12 protein-coding genes are annotated in these 15,418 nt (G+C 64.1%); 5 read left to right on the forward strand and 7 right to left on the reverse strand.

What is annotated here, in order from left to right; genetic code table 11:
- The first annotated feature begins 8 nt into the window (after positions 1-8).
- Positions 9-983, forward strand: coding sequence for a type II secretion system F family protein (locus tag XH93_RS39675; protein WP_194471601.1), 975 nt, complete (start codon positions 9-11; stop codon positions 981-983).
- A gap of 334 nt (positions 984-1,317) precedes the next feature.
- On the opposite strand, the gene XH93_RS39680 is transcribed toward XH93_RS39675, so the two are convergent.
- Complete coding sequence (locus XH93_RS39680) at positions 1,318-2,139, reverse strand: tetratricopeptide repeat protein (protein ID WP_194471602.1); 822 nt, start codon at positions 2,137-2,139, stop codon at positions 1,318-1,320.
- Positions 2,140-2,339: 200 nt separating this feature from the next.
- Between XH93_RS39680 and XH93_RS39685 the strand changes: the two genes are divergently transcribed.
- Together XH93_RS39685 and XH93_RS39690 are read left to right on the forward strand one after the other, a co-directional pair.
- Positions 2,340-3,719: a M17 family metallopeptidase gene (locus XH93_RS39685; protein ID WP_194471603.1), complete on the forward strand. Its 1,380-nt coding sequence runs from the start codon at positions 2,340-2,342 to the stop codon at positions 3,717-3,719.
- Entirely contained in the window at positions 3,712-4,554 is an 843-nt protein-coding gene (locus XH93_RS39690) for a C40 family peptidase (RefSeq protein ID WP_194471604.1), read from the forward strand. Before XH93_RS39685 ends, XH93_RS39690 begins: the two co-directional genes overlap by 8 nt.
- A gap of 316 nt (positions 4,555-4,870) precedes the next feature.
- Here XH93_RS39690 and XH93_RS39695 read toward each other — a convergent pair whose 3' ends face one another.
- The 6 genes from XH93_RS39695 to XH93_RS39720 all read right to left on the reverse strand — a co-directional run bounded on the left by XH93_RS39695 (position 4,871) and on the right by XH93_RS39720 (position 13,364).
- Complete coding sequence (locus tag XH93_RS39695; RefSeq protein WP_194471605.1) at positions 4,871-6,496, reverse strand: ABC transporter ATP-binding protein; 1,626 nt, start codon at positions 6,494-6,496, stop codon at positions 4,871-4,873.
- Positions 6,497-6,499: 3 nt separating this feature from the next.
- Positions 6,500-7,684, reverse strand: a complete 1,185-nt coding sequence (locus XH93_RS39700; RefSeq protein ID WP_194471606.1) for an ABC transporter permease — start codon at positions 7,682-7,684, stop codon at positions 6,500-6,502.
- Positions 7,684-8,796, reverse strand: coding sequence for a microcin C ABC transporter permease YejB (locus tag XH93_RS39705; RefSeq protein ID WP_194471607.1), 1,113 nt, complete (start codon positions 8,794-8,796; stop codon positions 7,684-7,686). Before XH93_RS39705 ends, XH93_RS39700 begins: the two co-directional genes overlap by 1 nt.
- A gap of 3 nt (positions 8,797-8,799) precedes the next feature.
- Positions 8,800-10,671: an extracellular solute-binding protein gene (locus XH93_RS39710; RefSeq protein ID WP_194471608.1), complete on the reverse strand. Its 1,872-nt coding sequence runs from the start codon at positions 10,669-10,671 to the stop codon at positions 8,800-8,802.
- 16 nt (positions 10,672-10,687) lie between these two features.
- Positions 10,688-12,589, reverse strand: a complete 1,902-nt coding sequence (locus tag XH93_RS39715) for an extracellular solute-binding protein (RefSeq protein ID WP_194471609.1) — start codon at positions 12,587-12,589, stop codon at positions 10,688-10,690.
- A 229-nt stretch (positions 12,590-12,818) separates the two neighbouring features.
- Positions 12,819-13,364: a cytochrome c family protein gene (locus XH93_RS39720; RefSeq protein WP_194471610.1), complete on the reverse strand. Its 546-nt coding sequence runs from the start codon at positions 13,362-13,364 to the stop codon at positions 12,819-12,821.
- Between the two features lie 199 nt (positions 13,365-13,563).
- On the opposite strand from XH93_RS39720, the gene XH93_RS39725 reads away from it, so the two are divergent.
- Together XH93_RS39725 and XH93_RS39730 are read left to right on the forward strand one after the other, a co-directional pair.
- Entirely contained in the window at positions 13,564-14,304 is a 741-nt protein-coding gene (locus tag XH93_RS39725; protein WP_194471611.1) for a 3-deoxy-manno-octulosonate cytidylyltransferase, read from the forward strand.
- 33 nt (positions 14,305-14,337) lie between these two features.
- Positions 14,338-15,198 (forward strand): prephenate dehydratase, encoded by an 861-nt coding sequence (locus XH93_RS39730; RefSeq protein ID WP_194471612.1) that lies wholly within the window; start codon positions 14,338-14,340, stop codon positions 15,196-15,198.
- Positions 15,199-15,418: the final 220 nt, after the last annotated feature.

Below are 15,418 nucleotides of genomic sequence, written 5' to 3' on the forward strand. Positions count from 1 at the left end.
GGTGCAGCATGATTGATTTCCTCATCGGCAAACTCCACGACGTCAGGTTCATGACCATGATGCTTGCCTTCTTCGCGGCGAGCGCGACGGTCTATACGCTGGTGATGCCGCTGCTGGCCGGCGGCGATCTCAACAAGCGCATGAAGGCCGTCGCCAGCGAGCGCGAGCGGATCCGGCAGCGCGAGCGCGAGCGCCTCGCCAAGTCGGAGAAGATCTCGCTGCGCCAGACGCCCAAGCAGGCCGTCTCCAGCATGGTGGACAACCTGAACCTCACCAAATGGGTCGCCCAGGAGTCCGCGCTCGAGAAGCTGGTGATGGCCGGGTACCGCGGCCACGCCCCGTACGTCTACTTCCTGGCGGCGCGCGCGGTGTCGCCGGTCGTGATGCTGATCGCCGCGGTCATCTATACGTTCTTCATCGCCGGCGCGGGCTGGTCGCTCACGGTCAAGATCGGCATCTGCGTCGCGGCGACCTATGCCGGGCTCCAGGCACCGATGCTGTTCCTGAACAACGCGATCACCAAGCGTCAGCTCTCGATCAAGCGCGCCTTTCCGGATTCGCTCGACCTCCTGCTGATCTGCATCGAGTCCGGCATGTCGGTCGAGGTCGCGTTCCGCAAGGTGGCCAGCGAGATCGTCGGCCAGTCGGTGGCGCTGTCGGAGGAGTTCGCGCTGACCACGGCGGAGCTGTCCTACCTGCAGGATCGCAAAGCCGCCTACGAGAACCTCGCCCGCCGCACCGGCCTCGAAGGCGTAAAGTCGGTCTGCATGGCCTTGCAGCAGTCCGAACGCTACGGCACCCCGCTCGGCCAGAGCCTGCGGGTGATGGCGCAGGAAAACCGCGACATGCGGATGAACGAGGCCGAGAAGAAGGCGGCGGCGCTGCCGCCCAAGCTGACCGTGCCGATGATCCTGTTCTTCCTGCCCTGCCTGTTCATCGTGATTCTCGGACCGTCCTACATCAAGATCGCGACGATGCATTGAGCCCGTGGCGGCCTTCTCCCCCCTTGAAGGGCCGTCGCAGGGGCGATGCTGCCAATATGTGAAAAACAACCCCATGCAAAGTAGCCGGTGGCCGCCGGCGCTCGACCAGGCAGCTGTCCGACACGCACCTTGACACGTCGGGCAACTCACCGGTATTCTTCCAATATTCCGAAATCGCGCAATCGCACCCTCACCCTTTTCAAGCGGAGGCGGGAAACTGCGACATCGCGTAGCCCGGATGCAGCGAAGCGAAATCCGGGGAAAGTCGGTCAGCGGAAATGCCGGTCCCGGATTGCGCTGCGCTTCATCCGGGCTACGATCTGAGCCGAGCGGCCTAATCGCCCTTGGCGAGGACCGGCGCGGCGCGCGATGCCGTCTTCGGGCCAGCCCTGCGGTTCAGCATGTCGCGCAGATAACCGACATTGGCCGCGGCCTCTTCGGCCGGCAGATCGGCCTTGACGATGGTCTCGGCCTCCGCGAAGCGGCCCTGCAGGCCGACGACCAGCGCGAGGTTCTGCCGGATCCGCGTATCGGCGCGGGCGCTGGCATAGGCGCGGCGCAGCGTCTCCTCGGCCTTCGGCAGTTCCTTGGTCAGCATGTAGGAGAGACCGAGATTCGACAGGATCGACGGCTCTTCGGGAGCCATACGCAGGGCGCTGTCATAATAGCGCCGCGCCTCCTCGTGACGGCCCATCTTGTCGAGCGTGGTTCCCTGCACCGACAGGATGCGCCAGTCCGGATTGTCGGGGCTGTGGGCGCGGCTGAGCACGTCGAACGCGGCCTGCGAATTGCCGTTGTCGGCAAGCGCGCGGCCATAGGCGGCCAGCAGCGGCTTGTTGCCGGGATTGGCGATCGTCGCCTGTTCAAGCACGGCGCAAGCCTGCGACCGCTGGCCGGTCTTGCGCAGGCCCTCGCCATAGGCGATCGCGGCGTCGACATCCTTGGGATTCTTGCGATAGCGCTCGCCATAGACTTCGACGGCGCTGCGCGGGTCGTCGGGCACCGGGTCCGGCCGCGAAGCGGAGGAGGACGCCAGCGCCCCCTTCACATCAGACATGGTCTGGCACCCGCCGAGGCCCGCCGCCACCGCCGCCACCAGGGCAGCAGAGGCAAGATGCCGGGCAACATGCCGGGTCAGGCTGGATTGTCGACGCATGGCACTTTGACTCACAAATCGGGCAAATGGATCGAGCCGAGCGTGCCAGCAATAGACTGTTAACCCTAACGTCTGGTTAATTGGCTGATCGCGCCACGCCGGATGCCGCAGGTTCCGGTCACCGCCGCGCAACGCCGGCGCGCTACCATCGCCGGCGAAAGGCGTGTACGACCGACGACGCCTGAACAGCCGAGAGTCGCATGTCATCCGTGTTCGAGACCGCAACCACCCCCGCCGCCATCCCGATCACCTTCGTCACCAAATCGACCTGGGACGCGATCCGGAACGAGCTGCCGGCGCCGGCGCGGCAGTTTGCCGAAGCCAACGGCTTTGCCGCCAAGCCCGGCAAGTGCCTGACCTTGCCGGCCGCCGACGGCAGCATCGCGCAGGTGCTGTTCGGCCTCGATGACGAGACCCACAAGGCGCGCGATCCGTTCCGGCCGGGCGCGCTGCCCGGCCTGCTGCCGCCGGGCGTCTACCGCTTTGCCAACGCGCCGCATGACACGAGGCTCGCCGCGCTGGCGTTTGCGCTCGGCGCGTACCGCTTCGGCCGCTATCGCAAGAACGAGGCGCCCGACGTGCGTCTGGTGCCATCAGACGGCATCGATGCCGCAGAGATCGCGCGGATGGCGGATGCGGCGGCGCTGGCGCGCGACCTCATCAACACGCCGTCCAACGACATGGGTCCCGCCGAGCTCGCCGACGCCGCGCGCGAGCTGGCGGCACGGTTCGGCGCCGGCTTCGACTGCATCACCGGCGAGGCGCTCGAACAGGGCTTTCCGCTGATCCACGCCGTCGGCATGGCCTCGACGCGCGCGCCGCGGCTGATCGATCTGACGTGGGGCGATCCGGCCCATCCGAAGGTGACGCTGGTGGGCAAGGGCGTCTGCTTCGATACCGGCGGGCTCGACATCAAGCCGTCGAGCGGCATGCTGCTCATGAAGAAGGACATGGGCGGCGCCGCCAACGTGCTGGCGCTGGCGCAGATGGTGATGGACGCCAAGCTGAAGCTGCGGCTGCGCGTGCTGATTCCGGCGGTCGAGAATGCGGTCGCCGGCAATGCGTTCCGTCCGCTCGACATCTTCCGCTCGCGCAAGGGCGTCACCGTCGAGATCGGCAACACCGACGCCGAGGGACGGCTGGTGCTCGCCGACGCGCTGGCGCTGGCCGACGAGGAGAGGCCCGATCTCTTGGTCGATCTCGGCACGCTGACCGGCGCGGCGCGTGTCGCGCTGGGGCCGGATTTACCGCCCTTTTACACCAATGATGAGACGCTCGCCGCCGACGTCGCAGCGCACGCCAAGGGGGAGAACGATCCGTTGTGGCGGATGCCGTTGTGGCCGGCCTACGATGCCTGGCTCGACTCCAAGACCGCCGACATCAACAACGCGCCGTCGGGCGGCTTCGCCGGCTCGATCACCTGCGCACTGTTCCTGCAGCGCTTTGTCGAGCACGCGGCAAGCTGGCTGCATGTCGACATCTATGGCTGGACGCCGTCGGCCAAGCCCGGCCGCCCCGAGGGCGGCGAGTGCCAGGCCGCGCGCGCGATCTACAAACTGCTGAGCCAGCGCTATGCATGACCCGCGTCTGACCCCGGCCCGCGACGACCTCGCCGCAAAGTATCTCGAGGGCAAGGTCAAGGCGGCGCGCTTCGTCGAGGGCGAGGATTACGAGGTCAGCGACGCGATCGCGCCGCTGCGCCGCGCCCCGGCGTCCGATGCCGAGCAGATGACGCAGGCGCTGAAGGGCGAGCGGGTCACGATCTACGACCGCAATGGCGAAGGCTGGGCCTGGGGCCAGCTCGGCGATGACGGCTATGTCGGCTGGATTCCCGATGCGGCATTGACCAGGCCGGGTGCAGCGCCAACGCACAAGGTGACGGCGCTGCGCACGCTCGCCTTCCCGGGGCCGTCGATCAAGCTGCCGCCGGTCGAGGCGCTGGCGCTGGGCACCAAGCTGACCGTGATCCGCGAGGATGGCGCATTTGCCGTGACTCGCGAAGGCTGGCACCTGCCGCGTCAGCACGTCGCTCCGCTCGAGGTGATGGCAAACGATTTCGTCTCGGTCGCCGAGCAGTTCGTCGGCACGCCCTATCTCTGGGGCGGCAAATCTAGCCTCGGTATCGACTGCTCCGGCCTGGTGCAGGTCGCGCTGACGGCAGCCGGCACCGGCTGCCCGCGCGACAGCGACATGCAGCAGGACGGCCTCGGCCGCGCGTTGGCGGAAGCGGAAGCCAGGCACCTGCAGCGCGGCGACCTGATCTTCTGGAAGGGCCACGTCGCCATCGTCCGCGATGCGACCACGATCGTGCACGCCAACGCGCATCACATGGCAACCGTGGTGGAGAACACCCAGGCCGCGATCGCGCGGATCAAGGCGGCGGGAAGCGAAGTCGTCGCAATCAAGCGGCTCTGATCCGCTCAACGAACCTATTGCTTCGCTGCCATTGCCGCGTTCGTGTAAGGGACGCACCGGCGGCAGGGTTCCCTCCCCCCTTGCGGGGGAGGGTTAGGGAGAGGGGTGCCACGCGGCCAACTCTCTCCACTCAACATTCGTTGAACCGACGCACTCCAGAATTGGGCAAGCGAAATCCACGTCGATCATCTCGCTTGGGGCTTACCCCTCTCCCCAGCCCTCCCCCGCAAGGGGGGAGGGAGCCTGACCGGCGTGCTCTCCTTACGACGCCCCTTTGAAACTTCACTATCCTAGACAGAACGAAGCGACAGCAACGCTACGTCGCCACCGCGCCGTCGCCGTCGGCCTCGAGCCGGAACGCGGCGGCGAACAGCGCGCGGGTGTAGTCGCTCTTCGGGGTCTTGAACAGCACGGAGGCCGGGCCCTCTTCCTCCACCTTGCCCGACTTCATCACGATCAGATGGCTCGCCAGCGAGGCCACCACGCGCAGATCGTGCGAGATGAACATGTAAGTGAGATCGCGCTTGCGCTGCAGGTCGCGCAGCAAGTCGACCATCTGGGCCTGGAACAGCATGTCGAGCGCCGACGTCGGCTCGTCCAGCACGATGAAGTTCGGCTCCAGCACCACGGCGCGCGCGATCGAGATGCGCTGGCGCTGGCCGCCGGAGAATTCATGCGGATAGCGGAAGCGCCATTCCGGATCGAGGCCGACATCCTTCAGTGCCTTGACCACCCGCACCTCGCGCTCCTCGCGCGACAGCTGCTTCTGGTGCACCTCGAGACCTTCGGCGATGATGTCGGCGATCGACATGCGCGGGCTGAGCGAGCCGAACGGGTCCTGGAACACGATCTGCATGTCGCGGCGGAACGGCCGCATCTGCTTGAAGCGCAGGCCCTGGATGTCGTTGCCGAGGAACACGATCGGGCCATCGGAGGAGATCAGCCGTAGCAGCGCCAGCCCGAGCGTGGTCTTGCCGGAGCCGGATTCGCCGACCACGCCGAGCGTCTCGCCCTTGCGCACCGCGAGGCTGACGCCGTCGACCGCCTTGATGTGGCCGACGGTCGAGCGCAGCAGCCCGCGCTTGATCGGAAACCAAACCTTGAGATTGTCCGCCGACATCACTACCGGCGCGTCGGGCTGCGGCGGCGCCGGATCCGGCTTCGGCTCGGCCGCGAGCAAAGCCTTGGTGTAGGCGTGCTGCGGGGCGGTGAAGACCTGCTCGACCGGCCCCTGCTCGACGATCTTGCCGTTGTTCATGACGCAGACGGTGTCGGCGATGCGCCGGACGATGCCGAGGTCGTGGGTGATGAACAGCAGGCTCATGCCGAGCCGCGCGCGGATCTCGGCGAGCAGCGCCAGGATCTGCGCCTGCACGGTGACGTCGAGCGCGGTGGTCGGCTCGTCCGCGATCAGAAGATCGGGGTCGTTGGCGAGCGCCATCGCGATCATCACGCGCTGGCGCTGGCCGCCGGACAATTGGTGCGGATAGCTCTGCAGCCGCGTCTCCGGCTCGGGAATGCCGACCTGGCGCAGCAATTCCAGCGTCCGCGCCCGCGCCGCGCTGCCACCGATCCCCCGGTGCAGCGACAGGATCTCGCCGATCTGGGTCTCGATGGTCTGCAGCGGATTGAGCGAGGTCATCGGCTCCTGGAAGATGATCGAGATGTCGTTGCCGCGGACCTCGCGCATCTCCTGATCCGATGCGGTCAACAGATCGCGGCCGCGGAAACGGATCGCGCCCGTGGGATGCGACGCCGCCGGATAGGGCAAAAGCTTCAGCACCGACAGCGCGCTGACCGACTTGCCCGAGCCGGACTCGCCGACGAGGGCGACGCATTCGCCGCGCTTGATCGAGAACGAGATGCCGTCGACCGCGAGCGCGCGGCCGAACGCGACCGAGAGGTCGCTGACGTCGAGCAGGGGCTGGTTGCTGGCATCCATGCGTCAGCCCTTCGAGAATGTCTTGCGCGGATCGAAGGCGTCGCGCGCGGCTTCGCCGATGAAGATCAGGAGCGACAGCATGATCGCGACCGAGAAGAAGCCGGTGAGGCCGAGCCACGGCGCCTGCACATTGGCCTTGCCCTGCGACAGCAATTCGCCAAGCGACGGCGAGCCGGGCGGCAGGCCGAAGCCGAGGAAATCCAGCGCCGTCAGCGTCATCACCGAGGACGACACGATGAAGGGCAGGAACGTCATGGTCGCGACCATCGCATTCGGCAGCAGATGGCGGACCATGATCACGGCGTTGGAGACGCCGAGCGCGCGCGCCGCCTGGATGTATTCGAAATTGCGGCCGCGCAGGAACTCGGCGCGCACCAGGCCGACCAGCGAGACCCAGGAGAACAGCAGGAGGATGCCGAGCAGGATGAAGAAGCCGGGCGGCAGCACCGCCGAGATGATCAGCAGCAGATAGAGCGAGGGGATCGCGGTCCAGATCTCGATCAGGCGCTGGAAGATCAGATCGGTCCAACCGCCGAAATAGCCCTGCACGCCGCCGGCAGCAACACCGATGATCGAGGACAGGATGGTGAGCGTCAGGCCGAACAGCACCGAGATGCGGAAGCCGTAGATCAGCCGCGCGACCACGTCACGGCCCTGATCGTCGGTGCCGAGCCAGTTGTATTCGAGGTCGCGGCAGCCGGTCAGCCCCTTCCGCTGCACCACGTCCTTGCACTGCGCTTCGGTCAGCAGCCAGGTCGGCTTCGACGGTACGGGAGTCGGCGGATCCAGGTTTCGGCTGTCATAGGAGTAGCGGATCGGCGGCCAGATCATGGTGCCGCCCTTGGCCGCGATCTGCTTTTGCAGATAGGGATCGCGATAGTCGGCCTCGGTCTCGAAGTCGCCGCCGAACGTGGTCTCGGCGTAGTTGGCCACCACCGGCCAATACAAATGGCCGTCATATTTGACGAGCAGCGGCTTGTCGTTGGCGATGAAGTTGGCGAACAGCGACACCACGAACAGGGTCAGGAAGATCCAGAACGACCAGTAGCCGCGGCGGTTGGCCTTGAAATTCTGCCAGCGCCGCCTGTTGAGTGGCGACGGTGCAAAACCGTGTTGCGTGGCGGGCACGGCTTCGCCGAGCGGCGATTGCGTCGTGGTTTCGACCGGCTGGGGCGCGAGCATCGTCATCACACCTCCCGCGCCTCAAAGTCGATCCGCGGATCGATCCACATATAAGCGAGGTCGGAGAGCAGATTCACTACCAGGCCGACCAGCGAGAAGATGAACAGCGTTCCGAACACCACTGGATAGTCGCGGTTCAGCACGCTTTCGAAGCCGAGCAGACCAAGCCCATCGAGCGAGAAGATGGTCTCGATCAGCAGTGAACCGGAGAAGAAGGCGTGGATGAAGGCACCCGGGAAACCCGCGATCACGATCAGCATGGCGTTGCGGAAGACGTGGCCGTACAGCACCTGGCGCTCGCTGCAGCCCTTGGCGCGCGCCGTCATCACGTATTGCTTGCGGATCTCGTCGAGGAACGAGTTCTTGGTCAGCAGCGTCATGGTGGCGAACGCGCCGAGCGCCATCGACACCAGCGGCAGCGTCAGATGCCAGAAATAGTCGATGATCTTCCAGTACCACGGGAACTGGGACCAACCGTCTGACGTGAGACCGCGCAGCGGGAAGATGTTGAGGAACGAGCCGCCGGCGAACAGCACGATCAGGAGGATCGCGAACAGGAAGCCCGGAATCGCAAAGCCGATGATGATCACCGCCGAGGTCCAGGTGTCGAACCGCGAGCCGTCCTGCACCGCCTTGCGGATGCCGAGCGGGATCGAGATCAGATAGGTCATCAGCGTCATCCAGATGCCGAGCGACATCGAGACCGGCAGCTTCTCCTTGATCAGCTGAATCACGCTGACGCTGCGGAAATAGCTGTTGCCGAAATCGAAGCGGGCGAAATTCCACACCATCAGCGCGAAGCGCTCCGGCGCCGGCTTGTCGAAGCCGAACTGCACCTCGAGCTTCTTGATGAAGTCGGGATCGAGCCCCTGCGCGCCGCGGTATTTCGAGTTGATCGCAGCACCGGCTGCCCCAGCACCCTGGCCGCGCTGCGCGGCCAGATCGCCGCCGCCGCCCGAGACACGCGAGGTGCCGCCGGTGTCGGCGCCATTGATCTGCGCGATGACGCGCTCGACCGGCCCGCCGGGGGCAAACTGCACGACCACGAAGGACACGAACAGAATGCCGAGCAGGGTCGGCAGCATCAACAGGATACGGCGGGCGATATAGGCGCTCATCGGCTACTTCGCCTGCTCGAGCTTCGCGGCCTTCGCCGCGTCATACCACCAGTTCTCGGACGCGCCGACGCCCTGGGCATATTTCGCCGGCTTCTCCGGATGACCGAACTGATCCCAATAGGCGACGCGATGTTTGCCGGAATACCATTGCGGCACCCAGTAGCGGCCGGCCCGGAATACCCGATCGATCGCGCGGCAGGCAAAAGTCAGGTCCGCTCGCGTCTCGGCAGCAATGGCTTTCTCGACCAATGCGTCGATCGCCGGATTGGCCACGCCTGCGAGATTGTACGAGCCTTTGGTGGCGGCGGCGTGGGACGTGAAGTAAGGCCGCAGACTGTCACCCGGCGTTGCCGACATGCTGATACGCTGCGTCGTCACCTCGAAATCGAAAGCCTCGACCCGCGCACGATACTGCACCACGTCGATCAGCCGGATGTTGGCGTCGATCCCAAGTGGGGTAAGATTTTTGATGAAGCTGGCGTGATGCGGCTGGAATGTCGGCTCATCGAGCAGAAACTCGATCGTAAGGGGTTCGCCATTCGGAAGTCGCCGCTTGCCGTCCTTGACGACGCATCCTGCCTCGTTGAGCATCTGCGTAGCCTTACGCAGCAGTGCCCGGTCCTGTCCCGATCCATCCGATACCGGCGGCACGAAGGGCTGGCCGAACACCTCATCCGGCACCTGGCCGCGGAACGGTTCGAGCAGCTTCAATTCCTCCGGCGACGGCAGCCCCATCGCCACCATGTCCGAATTCTGGAACGGCGAGACGCTGCGCGCGTAGGCGTCATACATGATGGTCTTGTTGGTCCACTCGAAATCGAAGGCATAGATCAATGCCTCCCGTACGCGCGGGTCCTTGAATTTATCGAGACGGGTATTGAAGAACCAGCCTTGTCCGCCGGACGGCGTTTCATCCGGCAACGTTTCGCGCTTGACCCGCCCATCCTTGATGGCGGGGAAATCGTACCGCGTCGCCCAGACTCGCGCGGTAAACTCCTCGCGGAAGAGATAGTTCTTGCCGGTAAAGCCTTCGAACGCGACGTCGCGATCGCGATAGAACTCGTAGCGCACCGTGTCGAAATTGTAGCTGCCGCGATTGACCGGCAAGTCGGCGGCCCACCAATCCTTGACGCGATTGTATTCGACGAAGCGGTTGACCTCGAACTTGCCGACCTTGTAGGGCCCTGAGCCGAGCGGCACTTCGATCGTCGACTCTTCGAATTGCCTGGTCGCATAATAGGCCTTCGAGAAGATCGGCAGACCTGCAACATAAAGCGGCACATCACGGGCGCGGTTGGGCGCGAAAGTCACGATCACCGTGGCGTCGTCGGGCGCCTCGGCCTTCACGAAATCGCGAAGTTGCACCACGATCAGTGGATGCCCCTTCTCCTTCAACGTGTTGAGCGAAAAGGCGACGTCCTGCGCCGTCAGCTTCGAGCCGTCATTGAAACGCGCTTCGGGCCGCATCGTGAAACGGTAGGTGAGCTTGTCGGGAGAAATCGAGACCGATTTTGCTGCCAGCCCGTACATCGCATCGGGTTCATCGGCCGCGCGCGCCATCAGCGAATCGAAGGTCAATTCCATTCCCTTCGCGCCTTCACCCTTGAGGATGAAGGCGTTGAACGAGCTGAAGGTATAGAACGACTGGTTATAGGCGCGGGTCGAAGGGATCGTTGAAAACAACCCGCCCTTCGGCGCCTTCGGATTGATGTAATCAAAGCTCTGGAAATCCGCCGGATATTTCAGGTCGCCGAACACCGACATGCCGTGCATCTCGGTTCCGTTTTCGGCCGCCGCAGGTAGGGCACGAAATCCTGCAGCACTCAACGCACCGATGCCGAGACCGAGTGCGTGCCGACGGGTAAACAGCGCCATGCGCGAATCCTTGACGTTATGAACGCTTGAGCTTGGCCGCCTTGTCGGCGTCGTACCACCAAATCGCCGGGAACCCCGATTGTCCATATTTGGGCAATTCAGTCGGACGGCCGAAGCGATCCCAGCGGGCTGTACGGACCTTCGGATAGTTCCATTGCGGGACGACGTAATGGTTCCACAATAACACGCGATCGAGCGCTTTCGTCGCCGCGACGAGATCTTCGCGATCCGTCGCAAAAATCACCCGCTCGATGAGCTTGTCGATTATCGGGCTCTTGATGCCGGCAAGATTGCGCGATCCGGCTGTATCTGCAGCTTTCGATCCCCAGTATTCACGCTGCTCGTTTCCGGGTGACAAGGATTCCCCCCAGGATCCGATGACGACGTCAAAATCCCAACTGCGAATCCGATTCTCGTATTGGATTGGATCGATCGTGCGTACCGTGACCGAAAATCCGAGCCGCTCGAGTGCCGGCTTGTAAGCCAGCATGATCCTTTCGAAATTCGGATCCTCGTTCAACAATTCGATGGAGAACGGCTCTCCGTTCTTTGCATCCACGAGCTTCCTGTCTCGTACCTCGTACCCAGCCTCCTTGAGCAGACGAGATGCTTCACGGAGATTTTCGCGCACTGCTTCTGGATTGCCGCCGACAGGATTCGCATAGACCGTCGTGAATACTTCGCCAGGCACTTGATCACGCATGGATTCAAGAATGGCGAGTTCCTTGCCTTGCGGCAGCCCAGTCGCCATCAACTCCTCGGCGCCATCAAAGTAGCTAATGATGCGCTTGTACTGGCCGAAGAAGAGCAGCTTGTTGACCTCCTCGAAGTCGAACGCGTAGTTCAGGGCGCGGCGAACACGCGTATCCTTGAATTTGGCGCGCCGCTGGTTGGGGACAAAGGCCTGCATGACGCCCGAACTGCGGTTCGGAAACTCTTCCAGCACCACGCGCTTGTCGGTGACAGCCGGAAAATTATAGGCGGTCGCCCACGCCTTCGCGCTGTTCTCCAAACGCCAATCGATCTGATCGCCCTTGAATGCCTCGATCGCAACCGTCGGATCCCTGAAATATTCGTAGCGAAGTTCGTCGAAGTTATTGCGCCCAACATTGATCGCGAGATCCCGCGCCCAATGGTCCTTGACGCGCTCCAAAGTCACAGTCCGCCCTGCGACAAATTCCTTGATCCGATACGGTCCCGACCCTAGCGGCTGCTCCAGCGTTGTCGCGGAGATATCGCGTTTGCGTCCTTGGCTATCGGTGCCTTCCCACCAGTGCTTGGGCAAGATCGTAAGCTGGCCCACGATCTGTGGCAGTTCGCGGTTGCCCGGCATATCGAAGACAAATTTCACTTCGCGATCGCTAAGCTTCTCCGCCCTCACGACATGGCTGTAATAGGCAGAAAACATCGGGTGATGCGTCTTGAAGGCGTCGAGCGAGAAGATCACGTCTTCCGGAGTAACCGGTGCTCCGTCATGCCACTTCGCCTGAGGGCGCAGACGGTAAACGACAGAGGAGAAGTCGTCCGGGTAACTTGCGGCCTCCGCCAGCGATCCGTACTCCGTTGAGACTTCGTCGAGCGAAGGCGTCGTCAGCGATTCATAAATCAAGGCGACAGCGCCCGCGATGGAGCCTTTCACACCCGAGACAACAATGTTGAAATTATCGAAAGTGCCGATTGCGATTTGCCGGACAAGGCCCCCCTTCGGTGCATCCGGATTGACGTAGTCAAATCGCTTGAAGTCAGCCGGGTATTTGACGTTGCCGAAGAGCGACAGGCCGTGCCGCCATTTGAGCCCACTGGGGACGTTATCGGCGAGTACCGGCGTTATCGCTGACACGCCAGAGTTCAATCCGAGTGCCGGAGCCACTGCTGCCAGTGCGCTGCCCTGAAGGAGGTGTCGTCGGGTGATTGCCAAATCCGGAATTCCTGTTGCTGACCCCGCCTAGATGGACCTCAATATACGGCAACGGTTCGACCATTTACGTTGCTTTTTCCTAATGATAACCGGTCCGGAACCGATCCGCTGCGGCGAAACGTCTCGATAACAACCCCTGCAACCCCAAAAGGGGACGACCGTTCCCATGCGAAAACGGCCAGGCATTGCCTGGCCGTTTCATTCACGCATGATTGCGAGAACCAAATCGCTACTTCGAAGCGGTCGGGAGCGGAGCCGGGTGCTCCGAGTTCGAATTCAGATAGGCGATGATGTCGGCGCGCTCGCTGTCCTTCGGCACGCCGGCAAAGCCCATTGCGGTGCCCGGGACGAAGCCCTTCGGGTTGGTCAGGAACTTGTTGAGGTCGTCGAAAGTCCATTCGCCGCCCTTGGACTTCATGGCCGCCGAGAAGTTGAAGCCGCGGCCCTCGCCCTTCTTCTCGCCGACGACGCCATAGAGGTTCGGACCGACGCGGTTGGGACCGCCCTTCTCGAAGGTGTGGCAGGCCTGGCACTTCTTGGCGGCGGCAGCGCCCTTCTCGACGGAGGCGGTCTGCAGCAGCTTCTCGATCGGCTCGGACGACGCCGCAGCGGCCTCGCCACCGCCATGGGTCTCCTCCTTGACCGCGATCTCGAAGCCCGGCTTCTGCGGCAGCTTCGGCGAGAACGCCGCGCCGGCGGCAAAGCTCAGCACCAGGACAAAAATACAGGTGCCGAGCACCGCACCGAGAATCTTGTTCAGTTCGAAGGAGTCCATCGGGGTCAGGCTCCGGGCCTTGAATGTCGACTTCAGGCCGGGAATACGGCCGCGGGGAGAGACCTGGGAATCGGCCTTTCGCACCGCCCCCAAGCCGGTTTGAGATATCGGTTTGCCCGCGCTCTGGCAACCCGTATAAACGCGCCGAATTCAACGTCCTCCCCGTCAATTTCCGCTGGCCGGACAGGCCCCGACACCAATGACCGAACCACGTACCCTGGTGCTGATTCCGGCCCGCATGGCCGCCACCCGGCTGCCCGGCAAACCGCTGCTTGATATCGCCGGCCTGCCGATGATCGTGCACGTGTTGCGGCGGGCCGAGGCGGCCGGAATCGGCCGGGTCGCGGTCGCCACCGACACGGTGGAGATCGCAGCTGCCGTGACCGCCCATGGCGGCGAGGTGGTGATGACCCATGCCAACCACCCATCCGGCTCGGACCGGATCCATGAGGCGATGACGATCCTCGATCCGGACGGGACGGCCGAGATCGTGGTCAATCTGCAGGGCGATTTCCCGACCATCACGCCCGACACCATCCGCAGCGTGATGCCGCCGCTGGCCGACCCCGCGGTCGATATCGCGACGCTGGCCTCGCGCATCCATACCGAGGAAGAGGACCGGGCCCCCAGCGTGGTCAAGGCGGTCGGCTCGCCGATCGGGCCGAACCGGCTCCGCGCGCTGTATTTCACCCGCGCCTCCGCGCCCTACGGCGACGGACCGCGCTACCACCATATCGGCCTCTATGCCTACCGGCGCGCCGCGCTGGAGCGGTTCGTGGCGCTGCCGCCCTCGCCGCTGGAACAGCAGGAGAAGCTCGAGCAACTCCGCGCGCTGGAGGCCGGGATGCGGATCGACGTCACCATCGTCGACACCGTCCCACGCGGCGTCGACACCCCGGCCGATCTCGAAACCGCCCGCAGGATACTTTCCAAAGCCTGACCGGGTGCTAAAAGGCCGGCTAGGAAAGAACCGATGACCAAAAAGCTGAAAATCGCATTCCAGGGCGAGCCTGGCGCCAACTCCCATATCGCGATCGTCGAGGCCTATCCCGACGCCGAGCCGTTGCCCTGCGCGACCTTCGAGGACGCGCTGGCCGCGATCTCTTCGGGCGAGGCCGATCTCGGCATGATCCCGATCGAGAACTCGGTCGCCGGCCGCGTCGCCGACATCCATCATTTGCTGCCGGCCTCCGGCCTGTTCATCGTCGGCGAATGGTTTTTGCCGGTTCGCCACCAGCTGATGGCGATCAAGGGCACCAAGCTTTCCGACATCAAGAGCGTCGAGAGCCACGTCCATGCGCTCGGCCAGTGCCGCCGCGTGATCCGCAAGCTCGGCATCAGGCCGATGGTCGCCGCCGACACCGCCGGCAGCGCCCGCGACATCTCCGAACGCAAGGACAAGAGCGTCGCCGCGATCGCCTCGCGCCTCGCCGCCGAGATCTACGGCCTCGACATCCTCGCCGAGGACATCGAGGACGAGGCCCACAACACCACCCGCTTCGTGCTGCTGGCGCGCGAGGCCAAATGGGCCGCGCAGGCCTCCGGGCCGCTGGTCACCACCTTCGTGTTCCGGGTGCGCAACCTGCCCGCCGCGCTCTACAAGGCGCTGGGCGGCTTTGCCACCAACGGCGTCAACATGACCAAGCTCGAGAGCTACATGGTCGACGGCAATTTCTTCGCCACCCAGTTCTATGCCGACGTCGACGGCCACCCCGAGGACCGCGGACTGGCCTTCGCGCTGGAGGAACTGAAATTCTTCTCGCGCGAATTCCGCATCGTCGGCGTCTATCCCGGCCACCCGTTCCGCGCCACGTTCAGCGAAACGCGGGACTAGGCCGAGCCTTCCCTTGCGTCGTCCGGGCCTAGCGCGCATCCTATCACCGTCACCCCCGCGCAACGGCTTCGCCGTTGTCGCTGGAGGTGGCCGTTTCTTCAGCGGCCCTCGAAGGGTCGACGGCCCGGCTGGTGGCCGATTCATCCTTCGAGGCTCGCCGAAGAGGCTCGCACCTCAGGATGACGGGTTTGTCAGCGGTGCAGCATATCAGTGTCGTCCC

The organism is Bradyrhizobium sp. CCBAU 51753 (assembly GCF_015291565.1).
GTDB classification, from domain to species: Bacteria; Pseudomonadota; Alphaproteobacteria; order Rhizobiales; family Xanthobacteraceae; genus Bradyrhizobium; species Bradyrhizobium ivorense.

Bases quoted from the DNA above. Each gene is read 5' to 3' on its own strand.
- XH93_RS39680 (WP_194471602.1), bottom strand. From the start codon at position 2,139: ATGCGTCGACAATCCAGCCTGACCCGGCATGTTGCCCGGCATCTTGCC.
- XH93_RS39685 (WP_194471603.1), top strand. From the start codon at position 2,340: ATGTCATCCGTGTTCGAGACCGCAACCACCCCCGCCGCCATCCCGATC.
- XH93_RS39725 (WP_194471611.1), top strand. From the start codon at position 13,564: ATGACCGAACCACGTACCCTGGTGCTGATTCCGGCCCGCATGGCCGCC.
- XH93_RS39675 (WP_194471601.1), top strand. From the start codon at position 9: ATGATTGATTTCCTCATCGGCAAACTCCACGACGTCAGGTTCATGACC.
- XH93_RS39720 (WP_194471610.1), bottom strand. From the start codon at position 13,364: ATGGACTCCTTCGAACTGAACAAGATTCTCGGTGCGGTGCTCGGCACC.
- XH93_RS39730 (WP_194471612.1), top strand. From the start codon at position 14,338: ATGACCAAAAAGCTGAAAATCGCATTCCAGGGCGAGCCTGGCGCCAAC.
- XH93_RS39690 (WP_194471604.1), top strand. From the start codon at position 3,712: ATGCATGACCCGCGTCTGACCCCGGCCCGCGACGACCTCGCCGCAAAG.
- XH93_RS39695 (WP_194471605.1), bottom strand. From the start codon at position 6,496: ATGGATGCCAGCAACCAGCCCCTGCTCGACGTCAGCGACCTCTCGGTC.
- XH93_RS39700 (WP_194471606.1), bottom strand. From the start codon at position 7,684: ATGACGATGCTCGCGCCCCAGCCGGTCGAAACCACGACGCAATCGCCG.
- XH93_RS39710 (WP_194471608.1), bottom strand. From the start codon at position 10,671: ATGGCGCTGTTTACCCGTCGGCACGCACTCGGTCTCGGCATCGGTGCG.
- XH93_RS39705 (WP_194471607.1), bottom strand. From the start codon at position 8,796: ATGAGCGCCTATATCGCCCGCCGTATCCTGTTGATGCTGCCGACCCTG.